14 protein-coding genes are annotated in these 13,404 nt (G+C 52.4%); 11 read left to right on the top strand and 3 right to left on the bottom strand.

Annotated elements, in window-relative coordinates; genetic code table 11:
* The first annotated feature begins 15 nt into the window (after positions 1-15).
* The 9 genes from DWW13_RS07360 (at position 16) to DWW13_RS07400 (ending at position 10,249) form a co-directional block, all read left to right on the top strand.
* A complete protein-coding gene (locus tag DWW13_RS07360; protein WP_055220004.1) occupies positions 16-732 on the top strand; it encodes a SigB/SigF/SigG family RNA polymerase sigma factor in 717 nt (238 codons plus the stop codon).
* A 193-nt stretch (positions 733-925) separates the two neighbouring features.
* A complete protein-coding gene (locus DWW13_RS07365) occupies positions 926-1,480 on the top strand; it encodes a helix-turn-helix domain-containing protein (protein ID WP_117814115.1) in 555 nt (184 codons plus the stop codon).
* 338 nt (positions 1,481-1,818) lie between these two features.
* Positions 1,819-3,036: an aspartate aminotransferase family protein gene (locus DWW13_RS07370; RefSeq protein WP_118719730.1), complete on the top strand. Its 1,218-nt coding sequence runs from the start codon at positions 1,819-1,821 to the stop codon at positions 3,034-3,036.
* Positions 3,037-3,199: 163 nt separating this feature from the next.
* Positions 3,200-3,820, top strand: coding sequence for a cytidylate kinase-like family protein (locus DWW13_RS07375; RefSeq protein WP_117509835.1), 621 nt, complete (start codon positions 3,200-3,202; stop codon positions 3,818-3,820).
* Between the two features lie 3 nt (positions 3,821-3,823).
* Positions 3,824-5,347 (top strand): APC family permease, encoded by a 1,524-nt coding sequence (locus DWW13_RS07380; RefSeq protein WP_118719732.1) that lies wholly within the window; start codon positions 3,824-3,826, stop codon positions 5,345-5,347.
* A gap of 78 nt (positions 5,348-5,425) precedes the next feature.
* Positions 5,426-6,610 carry an iron-containing alcohol dehydrogenase family protein gene (locus DWW13_RS07385; RefSeq protein WP_118719770.1) on the top strand — a complete coding sequence of 395 codons (1,185 nt, stop codon included), beginning with the start codon at positions 5,426-5,428 and terminating at the stop codon, positions 6,608-6,610.
* A gap of 187 nt (positions 6,611-6,797) precedes the next feature.
* Complete coding sequence (locus DWW13_RS07390) at positions 6,798-7,742, top strand: AAA family ATPase (RefSeq protein ID WP_055219993.1); 945 nt, start codon at positions 6,798-6,800, stop codon at positions 7,740-7,742.
* Positions 7,743-7,748: 6 nt separating this feature from the next.
* Positions 7,749-8,879, top strand: a complete 1,131-nt coding sequence (locus DWW13_RS07395) for a DUF58 domain-containing protein (RefSeq protein ID WP_118719734.1) — start codon at positions 7,749-7,751, stop codon at positions 8,877-8,879.
* Entirely contained in the window at positions 8,870-10,249 is a 1,380-nt protein-coding gene (locus DWW13_RS07400) for a DUF4129 domain-containing protein (RefSeq protein WP_118719736.1), read from the top strand. The genes DWW13_RS07395 and DWW13_RS07400 overlap by 10 nt, the downstream gene beginning before the upstream one ends.
* Position 10,250: 1 nt before the next feature.
* Here DWW13_RS07400 and spoVAC read toward each other — a convergent pair whose 3' ends face one another.
* Genes spoVAC through DWW13_RS07415 form a run of 3 tightly spaced genes read right to left on the bottom strand, consistent with a single transcriptional unit; the run spans position 10,251 to position 11,791 of the window.
* The gene (spoVAC, locus tag DWW13_RS07405; RefSeq protein WP_022461770.1) at positions 10,251-10,724 is read right to left on the bottom strand and encodes a stage V sporulation protein AC; all 474 of its coding nucleotides are present in this window, start codon (positions 10,722-10,724) and stop codon (positions 10,251-10,253) included.
* Positions 10,725-10,743: 19 nt separating this feature from the next.
* Complete coding sequence (locus tag DWW13_RS07410) at positions 10,744-11,166, bottom strand: stage V sporulation protein AB (RefSeq protein WP_191901198.1); 423 nt, start codon at positions 11,164-11,166, stop codon at positions 10,744-10,746.
* Entirely contained in the window at positions 11,123-11,791 is a 669-nt protein-coding gene (locus DWW13_RS07415) for a stage V sporulation protein AA (protein WP_055219984.1), read from the bottom strand. The genes DWW13_RS07410 and DWW13_RS07415 overlap by 44 nt, the downstream gene beginning before the upstream one ends.
* A 157-nt stretch (positions 11,792-11,948) precedes the next feature.
* Here DWW13_RS07415 and spoVAD point away from each other — a divergent pair, with 157 nt between their 5' ends.
* Both spoVAD and DWW13_RS07425 read left to right on the top strand, forming a co-directional pair.
* Positions 11,949-12,968: a stage V sporulation protein AD gene (spoVAD, locus tag DWW13_RS07420; RefSeq protein ID WP_055219982.1), complete on the top strand. Its 1,020-nt coding sequence runs from the start codon at positions 11,949-11,951 to the stop codon at positions 12,966-12,968.
* Between the two features lie 13 nt (positions 12,969-12,981).
* A complete protein-coding gene (locus DWW13_RS07425) occupies positions 12,982-13,338 on the top strand; it encodes a SpoVA/SpoVAEb family sporulation membrane protein (RefSeq protein ID WP_055220161.1) in 357 nt (118 codons plus the stop codon).
* Positions 13,339-13,404: the final 66 nt, after the last annotated feature.

A 13,404-nucleotide genomic window follows, 5' to 3' on the forward strand; every position in this document is an offset into this window, starting at 1 on the left:
TAGGAGTCAGAATGCATGGAACATACGCTTGCCCTGATCGAAAAGGCACACGAAGGGGATAAAGCGGCAAGGGATACACTGGCAGAGGAAAATATGGGACTGGTCTGGAGCATGGTGAGGCGGTTTGCAAACCGCGGGGTGGAGATGGAGGATCTGTGCCAGATCGGGAGCATTGGGCTGTTGAAGGCGATTGATAAATTTGATCCTTCGTTTGAAGTCTGTTTTTCGACGTATGCGGTTCCGATGATTGCGGGGGAGATCCGGCGGTTTCTGCGGTCGGAAGGGATGGTGAAGGTGAGCCGCCCGATCCGGGAACTGGCGTGGAAAGCGTATGCGGTGCGGGAGCGGCTGGAGCGGGAGAACGGGCGCGATCCGACGCTGGCGGAGATAGCGGGGGAGCTTGATGTTACCGTGGAAGAAATCGTGGAGGCGATGGAGTCCGGCGCGGAGGTGGAATCGCTGCAGAAGACCATCTATCAGGGGGAAAACCACGATATTTCTCTGATGGACCGCATTCCGGAAAAAGAGAACGGGCAGGAAAAGCTGCTGAACCGGATTTTCTTGGAAGAGCTGTTGGGACGACTGCCCGCGAAGGAGCGGCAGCTCATCTACATGCGCTATTTTCAGGACATGACGCAGGCGCAGATCGCCGGAAAACTGGGGATTTCGCAGGTGCAGGTGTCGCGGATGGAAAAGAAGATTCTGCGGCAGATGCGGATGGAAAAGGTCTGACAAAAATACAAATCCGGCGGAAGGGCGCTTTTCCTGGGAAAGGCAGAGAAAAGTGCCTGAAACCCGGGCGGATAAAGGAAGAAAAGAAAGGCGAAGCGGGGAAAGGCGGCAGAAAGTTTAAAAATATTCACTGGAATATCGGAGGAAGGTGTGCTACAATGAGCGAAATACGAAGAAAGGCAGGTGGAAGAACATGGATTATCTGACAGAAAATGTGGCGGTCAATCTGAAACGGATCCGGCAGTCGAAAGGGATGAGTCTCGACCAGGTCTCAGAGCAGACCGGGGTCAGCAAGAGTATGCTCTCGCAGATCGAAAAGGGAACGGCGAACCCGTCGCTTGGCGTGCTCGGGAAGATTACGAGCGGCCTGCGGATTGAATTTCAGGAGCTGATTGCAACGCCGCTGGTGGATAGTTATCTTGTGACACCGGAGAATCTGGTTCCGACGAAAGAGCTGGAGGGGCAGTACACTGTGTGGACGTTCTTTCCGTATGAGGACACGCGGCTTGTGGAAATCTACCGCATCGACATCGAACCGGGCGGAACGTATGTGAGCGGCGGCCACGGAGAGAAAACAAGAGAGTACCTGGTGGTGACAGACGGCGTGATGACCGTGGAGTGCAATGGAAAAGAGCATGAGATCCACTTGAAGCAGGCATTCCGTTTCGAGACAGACCAGACCCACATCTACCGCAACAGAGGGACGGAGAAGACGAGCTGCATGTGTTTCTTTCTCGACTATCACTAAAAGCCGCAGAATAACAGGCTTTCTTTTTTTGAATGAACTGTTCAATATAATGGACAGAAGTCCACTGGAACATCAGAATAAAAAACAACGGATATGAAAAAAAATACGGTGGAAGACGAAAAAACATCAAAAAAGAATAGAAAAAGCGGGTGTTAAAGAAAAAACAAAAATAAAAAACTTTTTAAAAAAAGTAATTGACAAATATAGGGAGTGGTGCTATTGTATGGTTGTACAAAATAATAAACGAAAAACAAAGCAAAGACGCTTACCAACGAGTAGTCTTTGCTTTTTTGTTTTTTATTTAAAAAATCTTTTCAACGCTATGGGAGGATAACACTATGAGATTAAAAGACACAGGATTAACGGTTCAGGACATCAAAGACAAAGTAAACAAGTACATGATCGAGACCTACGAGCGTTTCGATTTCCTTGCAGAAACCGCAGAGGGGATGTACATGTACGACGAAAACGGAACGCCGTATCTTGACTTTTACGCAGGCATCGCCGTAAACAACGCCGGAAACAGAAACCCGAAAGTTGTTGCTGCAGCAAAAGAGCAGCTCGACGATATCATGCATACCTTCAACTATCCATACACCATCCCGCAGGCACTGCTTGCTGAGAAAGTCTGCGAGACCATCGGCATGGACAAGATTTTCTATCAGAACTCCGGTACCGAGGCGAACGAGGCCATGATCAAAATGGCAAGAAAGTACGGCATCGAGAAATACGGCCCGAACCGTTACCACATCGTAACCGCAAAGATGGGCTTCCATGGAAGAACCTTCGGTGCCATGTCTGCAACCGGTCAGCCGGGCAACGGATGCCAGGTTGGATTCGGACCGATGACCTACGGATTCTCCTACGCACCGTACAATGATCTGCAGGCCTTCAAAGATGCATGTACCGAAAACACCATCGCCATCATGGTTGAGCCGGTACAGGGCGAAGGCGGTGTTCATCCGGCAACGAAAGAGTTCATGCAGGGACTCCGGAAGTTCTGTGATGAGAACGACATGCTGCTTCTGATCGATGAAGTACAGACCGGCTGGTGCAGAACCGGTGCGGTAATGTCTTACATGAACTACGGCATCAAACCGGATATCGTATCCATGGCAAAAGGTCTTGGCGGCGGAATGCCGATTGGCGCAATCTGCGCAACAGCTGAAGTAGCAAAAGCCTTTACCCCGGGATCTCACGGAACTACCTTCGGCGGCCATCCAGTCAGCTGTGCAGCAGCACTGGCAGAAGTCAACGAACTGATCGACCGCGACCTTGCCGGAAATGCAAAGAAAGTCGGTGATTACTTCACAGAAAAATTAGCAAAACTGCCGCATGTCAAAGAAGTCAGACATCAGGGACTGCTGGTCGGCGTAGAGTTTGATGATACCATCAGCGGCGTAGAAGTCAAACATGGCTGCCTTGACCGCCATCTGCTGATCACCGCCATCGGAGCGCACATCATTCGTCTGATCCCTCCGCTTATCGTAACCGAGGAGGACTGCGACAAGGCAGTTGCTATCATCGAAGAAACCGTAAAAGCTCTGGAAAAATAAAGAATTCTTATAGAAACAAAGAAAATCTCATAGCGTGAAAAGAACAGGACAAGGACGTCAAAAAGCAAAGAACCATGCTTCGCCCCTGTCCTGTTTTTCTTTTCATTCTGTGAATCGGAAACAACAGGTAAAACAGAGAAATTAAATGTGAGAGGAAAACGGTATGGGACATCTGGTTATCACAATCGGCTGCGAGTACGGAGCCAAAGGAAATGCCATCGGCAGGAAAATTGCGGAGGATCTCGGAATTAAGTTCTACGATCGCGATCTGGTGGATCAGATTATTGAAGAAGTCGGAATTCCGAAAGACATCATGAACCGTGTAGAAGAGGGCGGTACGATTGCCGGAAAAGGAGCCGAGGGCGATGTCCGTGGATCCTTCTCCAAATATGCGGACCTGACCGAGCGTGCGATTCATGTACAGAAGCAGATCATCCGGAAACTGGCAGAAAAAGAGGCCTGCGTCATCATCGGACGATCCGCGGATTACATCTTAAAGGACAGCAAAGATATCAAGCTCCTCCGGGCTTTTATCTATGCACCGGATGAGATCCGCATTCAGAATATCATGAAGAGCCACAGCCTTTCCGAGAGCGATGCAAAAATTCTGCTGCTCGAGAAGGACAAACGGTATCACAAGCGTCATCTGGCGCTGACCGGCAGCAACCGCGGAGACCGGCACAACCGAGACATTCTGATCAACAGTGCATTCCTTGGTGTGGAGGGCACAGCGGAATATCTCGAGGAACTGATTCAGAAGAAATACGGAAGCGGGGAGGAATAAGCCATGGAACAGAAAAAATCAGAATTTGACAAAGTATTAGGTGCATGGGATATTCTCGTCATCGCTTTCGGAGCCATGATCGGCTGGGGCTGGGTCGTATCCTCAGGAAGCTGGATTCAGAAGGGCGGCGTTGTCGGAGCTTCAATTGCGTTTGCGATCGGCGGTGTCATGATCTTCTTCATCGGACTGACTTACGCAGAACTGACTGCAGCGATGCCGCAGTGCGGCGGCGAGCACGTCTTCAGCTACAAGGCGATGGGCCCGAACGGTTCGTTCATCTGTACCTGGGCGATTATTTTAGGATATGTCAGTGTTACGTGTTTCGAGGCGTGCGCCTTCCCAACCATCATCACGTATCTGTGGCCGGGATTCCTGAAAGGCTATATGTACAGCGTGGCAGGATTTGATATCTATGCTTCCTGGGTAGCCGTAGCCGTTATTGTAGCGTTCCTCATCACACTGATCAATGTGCTGGGCGCAAAAACAGCAGCCGTTCTGCAGACGGTCCTTACCTGTATCATCGGCGGCGCTGGTATCCTTCTGATTGTGGCATCCGTGATCAACGGAGATTCCAGCAATCTGCAGGGACAGATGTTCGTCGGCGAGAGCACCGGAACGATGTTCCAGAACATCATCAAAGTTGCTGTTGTTACCCCGTTCTTCTTCATCGGCTTTGACGTTATCCCGCAGGCAGCAGAGGAAATCAACGTTCCGTTAAAGAAAATCGGTAAAATGATGATTCTCTCCGTTGTACTCGCTGTTGTTTTCTATTCCTGTGTTATCCTGGCTGTCGGCTATGTGCTGAACCCGTCCGAAATCCTGAGCTCGGAAGCAGGAACTGGACTTGTCACAGCAGATGCGATGGCGAAAGCGTTCGGTACAGCGGTTATGGCAAAAGTCATCATCGTCGGCGGTATGTGCGGTATCATCACATCCTGGAACTCCTTTATGATCGGCGGTTCCCGTGCCCTGTACTCTATGGCTGAATCCTACATGATTCCGCCGATGTTCGCAAAGCTTCATCCGCAGCACAAAACTCCGATCAACGCCCTGTTCCTGATCGGCGCGCTGACTATGCTGGCTCCGTTTGCAGGACGAGGCATGATGGTGTGGATCTGTGATGCAGGTAACTTTGGATGCTGTCTTACCTACTGTATGGTATCTCTTTCCTTCCTGATCCTGCGGAAGAAAGAGCCGGATATGCCGCGTCCGTACCGTGTTCCGGCATACAAATTTGTTGGAACGATGGCAGTTCTGATGTCCGGATGCATGGTGCTTGTTTACTGCATTCCTGGTTCCGGCGGAACGCTGGTATGGCAGGAGTGGCTGATGGTAGGCGGCTGGAGCCTCCTCGGTGTTGTATTCTTTGCAGTCTGCAAGTTCAAATATAAAGAGAAGTTCGGCAGCCTGATCGAGCTGATCTCCGACGAGGAAGCAGCGTCCCTGATGCCGGAGGCAGACGATGCGGAACTCGACGTTGTTATCGATGCAGCAATCGACCGTGTTCTTGCCAAAATGGCTGGCTGAAGCTGAGATAGGATAAAACAAAGCGTGTCGGAAAGAAAAATTTTCGGCACGCTTTCTGAAAGAAAGGGGAAAAATAAGATGAATCCATTCGAATTTTCGATTCCACAGAATATTATTGTCGGAGCAGGAACGCTTGCCAAACTGCCGGAGTGTGCCAAGAAGATGGGCGGAACCCATGCGATGATTCTTTCCGGTCCTACCCTGAAAAAAATGGGCGTTGTGGACAAAGCAGCGGACAGCCTGAAAGCGGCAGGCATCGCAGCCGATATTTTCACAGATATTGAGGCGAATCCGTCTGTGACGACAGTAGAAAAAGCAACCGAGAGCTATCTTGCTTCCGGCGCAGACTTTCTCGTAGCACTCGGCGGCGGTTCTCCGATGGATGTAGCAAAGGCCGTCGGTGTGACGGCAAAATACGGCGGAAGCATCACGGAATACGAAGGCGCACACAAAGTGTCGGGAAAAATTGTCCCGCTGATTGCCATTCCGACGACTGCGGGAACCGGCTCCGAGGTGACCGCATTTTCCGTGATCACCGACCACAGCAGAGATTACAAGCTGACCGTATTTAGCTATGAACTTCTTCCAGAGTACGCGATTCTCGATCCGGAACTTTTAACTTCCGCTCCGGCATCCGTTGCGGCAGCGTGCGGTATTGATGCTTTTATCCATGCGGAGGAGGCTTATATTTCTACAGCTGCATCTCCGTTCTCCGATGCCATGGCAGAAAAAGCGATGGAATTGATCGGTAAAAATATCCGCCGTTTCGTGGCGCGCAGAACCGATCTCGAAGCCGCAGAGGCGATGCTGACCGGTTCGCTGTTCGCGGGTATTGCATTTTCCTACGCAAGACTTGGAAATGTCCATGCAATGAGTCATCCTGTGAGCGCCTTCTTCGATGTGCCGCACGGCGTGGCAAATGCCGTTCTACTTCCGGTCATCGCAGAGTACAATGCACTGGCAGACCATGGAAGATATTTGAAGATCTACAACTACATCAGCGAAATCCCGGCATACGCCGATGAATTTGAGCCGATGATGCTGGTCGGCGCGATCCGCGAGCTGACCGCAGCCATCGGAATCCCGGCCAGCCTGACCGATGCGATCCGCCAGGCGGCAAAGGGAAAAGAAGTGACAGCAGAGGAGATCGAGAGCAAAATCGTGCCGATGGCGGTAGATGCGATGAAGAGCGGAAACATCGCCGTCAACCCGAGAGCGTCCCGTCAGCAGGACATCGAGGCGCTGTACCGGAAAGCACTGTAAGAGACAAGCTAATTTATAGAAGAAACCGTAAAGGGCGATGCTGTGAAAAGTATGTACAGCATCGTCCTTTTTCTGCTTGTATTCCGAAAATATGTGCTGTAAAATAAATTTATCGTGCTGTTCTCACAAAACAGAGCAGCGAGGGGTGGATTTTTTTATTAAATCTTACTATTGGAGGAAGCAAAACATGGAAAATAATGTATTGCAGCAATTAAAAGAAAATATCGCAAAGGTCATGATCGGAAACGAGCGCACGATCGAGCTTGTCCTGACCTGCCTTGTTGCCAAAGGTCATATCCTGCTCGAGGATGTCCCGGGGACAGGAAAAACGGTCATGGCGAAATCCCTTGCGAAATCCGTCGAGGCAGAGTTCGGCCGCATCCAGTTCACACCGGACTTACTGCCGTCCGATGTCACCGGTCTCAATTATTTTGATGCCAAAAGCGGAGAGTTTGTCTTCTCGAAAGGCCCTGCCTTCTGCAACATTCTGCTTGCCGATGAGATCAACCGTGCAACGCCGAAGACGCAGAGCAGCCTTCTCGAGTGCATGGCTGAGCGCCAGATCACCGTGGACGGTGTGACACGGCCGCTCGAGGAGCCGTTCCTCGTCATCGCCACGCAGAACCCGCTCGAGACGCTCGGAACCTTCCCGCTGCCGGAGGCGCAGATGGACCGTTTTTTAATGAAACTTTCGATGGAAGCATTAAGCCCGGCGGAAGAGACGCAGATGATCGCCCGTTTCCTGACCGAGGAGCCGCTCGCCGAGCTGTCGTCTGTCTGCCAAAAAGAAGAAATCCGTACCCTGCAGGAGGCGTGTAAAGAAGTCTACCTGCATCCGGAACTGGTACAGTATCTCGTCCGCATCGTACAGGAGACGAGAGTCAACAGCAAAATTGCAAGCGGTGTGAGCCCGCGTGGAACACTCGCATTTTTACGTGCCGTACAGGGCCACGCGCTGGTGCAGGGACGAAACTACGTTGTGCCGGAGGACTTCAAGACCGTGGCTGTTCCGGTACTCGCACACCGTCTCACCATGCAGATCGGCGCAGACGACGGAAGAGCCGCAGAATCGGTGATCGAGGAAATTTTAAACCGCATCGATCTGCCGACCGAAAACTGGTCAGGAAGGTAACGGACTATGCTTCTTTTATTACTATTTGGAATGGCGCTCGCCTGGTTTCTGCAGAAAAAGCTGTACCAGAAAAACTGGCAGAAAAATCTGAAAATCCAGGTCAGCTTCCAGGATTCCGCGATCTATGAGGGCGAGGAGAGTACGTTAAAAGAGGTCGTCGTAAACGACAAACTGCTGCCGATTCCGGCACTCGAGCTTGGCATTTCGATGAGCCGCAATCTGGAATTCGACCGCGAGGCAAAAGCAAACGCGAGCATCACCGACCAGAGCTACAAACGCGATGTCTTTTCGTTCCTGTTTCATCAGCAGATCACGAGAACACTGTCGTTTCAGGCGAAAAAACGAGGATTCTACGAGATCACCGGTGCGCATGCCGTAGCGTACGATCTTTTTTTCCGGGAGGGTCTTTACAGCGATTACCCGCAGCAGACACAGATGTACGTTTACCCGCGCCAGGTCGATACTGCACGGATTCAGATGATCTGCCGTGCCGTGTCGGGCATGGTTCTGTCACGGAATCGCCTGTACGAGGACCCGTTTGAATTTTCCGGTATCCGCGATTACCGGAAAGAAGATCCGATGAACCGCATCAACTGGAAATCGTCGGCACGGATGGGAGATCTGATGGTCAACCAGTTTGACGCGACGACGAGCGTGGAAGTTACGGTGCTTCTCGATATCGAGGACGCCAACATTCTGCGTGAGGAAGCGCAGGTCGAGGAGAGCATCCGCATCACGTCTTCGCTTGCGGCGCGGATGGTGAAAAACAAGATGAATCTGTGGGTGAAGAGCAATGCGAAAGATGAGGAGACCGGCGAGGAGCTGCGTGTCCATCTGGCAGCGGGCGCCGGAAAAACAGCGGAGCTGAACCGGAAACTGGCGTGCGTGCAGCTTGGGGGCAATCTCACAGGCAGCGCGGAGTTTCTGCACAAAGAGGCGGAAAAAGAGCTCACCGGCCACACCTACGTTGTCGTATCCAAAAACAGAACCGATGAGGTCCGTGAGGCGCTTCATCTGCTCTCCGGTGCGCAGAACCAGGTGCTGTGGGTGATTCCGTATCTGCCGGGCGAAGAAGTTCCGTCAGAGCAGAACCGTGCGTACACCGCAATCGGCTGGGAGGTGAAACCATGGAAATAAAAAAGACACCGGTACAGATCCCGCTGACCTGGCTTCATGTCTGGCTTTTATTCGCCGGCATCTATGGCTTTGCCGCCGGTTTTCTGGAGCTGACGGGAAGGGAGGCGCTGTATTTCTGCGCCATATCCTTATTGCTGCTGATTCCGGCCGCTGCAAGCTGGATTCTGATCCGGAAAACGAAAGCACTCTGGCAGTTTCTGCTTGGCGGAATTGCGGTCTGCGCGGTGACGTATCTGGCAGCGAAATTTTTCTGTTCCCTGTTCAGTGTGCAGGCGGCAGCGGTAATTGAAGCGGCTGCGGCGGCAAACGATGGAAAAAACAAGTTTGAGAACGGTATTTCTCCTGCATTTCTGGAGAGCCTTTCCGGCGTGATGACGGGTCTTATGGCCGCTGTGATTTTCCTGATCCGCGGCTATGTCAGAATCCGCAAAGGCCAGTTAAAGAAAGCAGCGCAGGAACTGCCGGCCGGCTCAATGCCGCTGGCGGATATGGAAGCGTGGGAGATCCCGACGCTCCTCGATGAGCCAAAGCCCCTTCATTTTCTCTGGTTTATGATACAGTATGTGATCGGTGTGCTGATGAAAATGCCGTTCTACTGGCATCTGATCTACTGGTTTTTCTTTGCAGATGTATTCCTGTGCTTCTTCTGCCAGTACCTCGACGGCATGCACGGGTTCATCCGTGACCATCAGAAAATCGCCAATCTCCCGGTGGAGACGATGCAGCGGACGGGAAAACTGATCCTGAAAATTGCAGTACTCCTTCTGGTACTGTTCGTGCTCCCATCGGCGCTCTACGGAAAGGATCCGATTGCGGAGGCGATCGCAGGATATGAGCCGAAAGAGCTGGAAAGCGATCTTACGATCGAAACACCGGAGGCCGAGGCGCCGCAGGGCATGGAGCAGGCCGATCTGTCCGATATGCTGGGGGACAAAGAGTACAAACCGATGCCGCAGTGGATCCAGAATCTTTTTACGGCGGTCATGTATCTTGTGATGGTTGCCGTCGGAATCGCGGTTCTGCGGGCGATTTACCAGAGCGTAAAAAATGCGGGAAAAGCCTTCTCAGAGGATGAGGAGGACGAAGTTCTCTTCCTGCATCAGGGAAACGACGAACGGGAAAATTTGCCGTGGCGGCGGGAAAAGAAAGAGGGCTATCTCTCCCCGAATATGCGTATCCGCCGGCAGTATAAAAAAACGATCAAAAAAGCCGGAAAATACCAGCCGACCGGAGCCGAAACCCCGGCGGAGCTGGAAGAGAGAAACGAGCTTTCCGGCGACAGCATGAGACGGCTGCACGACGGCTATGAAAAAGCCCGTTACAGCCGCGAGGGCTGCACAAAAGAAGAGGCGGAAGCGCTGCGGAACTGATTTAAAACCAGTTCCCGGCAGCGGTCCACAGCCAATAGAGAAAGCCGAGCAGCCAGCTTGCAAAGACACCGTACAGAATGACAGGTCCGGCGATGGTGAAAATTTTCGCACCGATGCCGAAGACCTGTCCTTCTTTTTTATATTCAATCGCAGGAGCTGCAACCGAGTTGGCAAAGCCGGTGATCGGGACGAGCGCACCGCAGCCGGCAAAGGTGACGATTTTCTGATAGATGTTGAGGCCGGTTAAAATCACACTGCTAAGGATCAGAATCAGCGAGCACCAGGAGCCGGCGTCATCTTTGCTGAGTGAGAACTGCGTTTTGCCGATATGGAGCAGAATCTGCCCCACGACACAGATCAGACCGCCGACGATAAAGGCTTTTGCCATATTGCAGAAGAGATTCTGCTTTGGCGTCACCTCTTTGACAAACTGTTCGTATTCTTTTTTTGCCCGTTCACTTTTTAAACTCTGCATCACATCTTACCTCCAGTTCTTATTGAAATCCACTTGCAAAATAATAGAGAGAGCCCGCGATTTTCCCTGCCGCCATGCAGAGAATTACAAACGGCAGTCCGCGCGTCAGTCCGATCCGGCGGCAGAGGATCGAAAACAGGTTGACGACTTCGCCGAGCGCGATGATCCAGCTTCCCAGATAAATGCCCGCAAAAAGCCAGAACACACCGGCCGTCCAGGAGGGCAGGGAAAACGAGAAGGTGCCAAGCGAGAAAAGATCGCCGAACAGCGCCCCGGCCATACAGCAGCATTCGTAAAAACGCAGGCTCCCTGCTGTCTTTGTGATGCCGGCGTACCGTGTCACGATGCCAAGGCCGATCACAAGCGCGACAAGGCCGCTCGCGATGAAAAAGCCAAGGCTAAGACCGGCTGTGATCAGCAGGATCTCTGGCAGGATTCGCATGAAAAGCCTCCTTTCCTTTACCGGAGCGGTCGTTCTGTTCGATAATGGTCGTATCGATATCATCCTCGTAGACCCGCATTTCCACCTCGAGCGGCGTCGGGTCCTGCGTGAATTTCCGCCGTCCGAAATGGTTGAAATAGAGCACGACGCCAAGGCCGATGCCGATGGAATATGAAATTTCCAGCACCGAAAATCCGGGCGTCATCTGCGGGAGAAAACGGGTGTAAACATCCAAAAACAGCTCGCGGACGCCGATGTCGGTGTGGAAGGTCATAATGGAAAACGCAGTTCCGATAAACGTAAGGATGCCGACCAGAATCGTTTTGCACCAGCTGATCCAGGTGTTTTTCTGACGCGGATCCTCGTACGTTAAAATAAAATTCGGCTCGCCGATGTGGGTGACATCGACATGCTCCTCGGCCTCCGTGACGAGGCGGACGAGGGTGGAGGCGGAGCAGACGTAGCGCCCGTATCCGTCATCGGGAAGATGCGCCACGCGGCGGACCTGATTGCGGGCGAGGACAGCGCCGTCTGAACAGGAAAGCTGCGCCACATCGCCGAGCGTCACGACGGGACTGGTGATTTTGATATTCCGCTCCGTCTGAAGATACAGCATTTCACTCATGAAAAACATTCCTCTAAAAGTTTCTGAAACAGGATTTTTGTGCTACAGCGTACAGAGTTCCCTAAAACAGGAAAATCATGCGTAAGAATGGAAAAAACGGAAATACTGAAGGTCAGAAATGGTAAGACGCAAAATAAGAAAACGGAGGAATTTGCCGATGAGACAGATGACAGGAAAGCAGAGCATCTCGTTTGCCAAAGCCGTCTATATCGAGGGCAGCGCGGCGATTGTAGGAGAAAAGGAAAAGGATGGACCGCTGGGCGAATACTTTTCGCACACGCTTTCGGACCCGATGTGCGGGCAGGAGAGCTGGGAGGAGGGCGAGAGTGAACTGCAGCTTGCCACCGCGAAGCTGGCAATGCAGAAAGCCAATGTGAGGCCAGAGCAGATCCGCATGATTTTTGCGGGCGATCTTCTGGCACAGTCAATCGCATCATCGTTCGGCCTGGTGGATCTGAACTGCCCGCTCTACGGCCTGTTCGGTGCCTGCTCGACGATGGGAGAGGCGCTTTCGCTTGGCGCGATGGCAGTCGCAGGAGGATACGGTGACCGGGTGCTGGCGGTGACATCGAGCCATTTTGGAACGGCGGAGAAGGAGTTCCGTTTTCCGCTCGCCTACGGAAACCAGCGCCCGCCGTCCGCGAGCTGGACGGTGACGGGAAGCGGCGCGTGTGTGCTTGGAAAAACGAAGAGCAGAGTGAAAATCACGGGCGCTACGACGGGAAAAATCATTGATTACGGGCTGAAAGACAACCAGAACATGGGCGCCTGCATGGCCCCCGCTGCGTGCGATACGATTGCACAGAACCTCGTCGATTTCAACCGGGAACCGGCCGATTACGACCGCATTGTGACGGGAGATCTCGGCGTTGTGGGGCGGGAAATTCTGCTGGAGCTGCTGAAGAAAAAAGGATACGATATCTCGGAACAGCACAGTGACTGCGGCATGCTGATCTTCGATCCGGCAAAACAGGACACCGGTGCGGGCGGAAGCGGCTGCGGCTGTGCGGCATCGGTGCTGGCGGAGTATCTGCTGCCGAAGCTGGAAAACGGAGAGTGGAAGAGGATTCTGTTTGTACCGACTGGTGCGCTGATGTCGAAGGTCAGCTTTCAGGAGGGCAGCAGCGTGCCTGGTATTGCACAGGCGGTTGTAATCGAGAGGGAGGAGGATGTGTAAAATGGGAACGTTCATGGAATATTTCAATGCCTTCTGGGTCGGCGGCCTCATTTGTGCCCTGTGCCAGATTCTGCTCGACCGCACGAAAATGCTGCCGGGAAGAATTATGGTAACGCTTGTGTGCACGGGCGCGGTGTTGAGCTTTCTGGGACTCTACGATCCATTTGCAGAATACGCCGGGGCAGGCGCGTCGGTGCCGCTGCTCGGGTTCGGGCATCTTTTGTTTCAGGGAGTAAAAGATGCCGTAAAAGAAAGCGGATTTTTAGGATTGTTCCAGGGCGGATTAAAGGCGGGGGCTGTCGGAACATCAGCGGCGTTGATTTTCGCGTATCTTGCAAGCTGGATTTTCCAGCCGAAGATGAAAAAATAGCAGGTGAAAAATTGCGCAGAAGCAGGCGGACTGATATAATAAAGAAAAATGCCGCAGAAAAAAGCA

It is taken from the genome of Blautia sp. AF14-40, from assembly GCF_003479665.1.
Classification (GTDB): Bacteria; Bacillota; Clostridia; order Lachnospirales; family Lachnospiraceae; genus Fusicatenibacter; species Fusicatenibacter saccharivorans.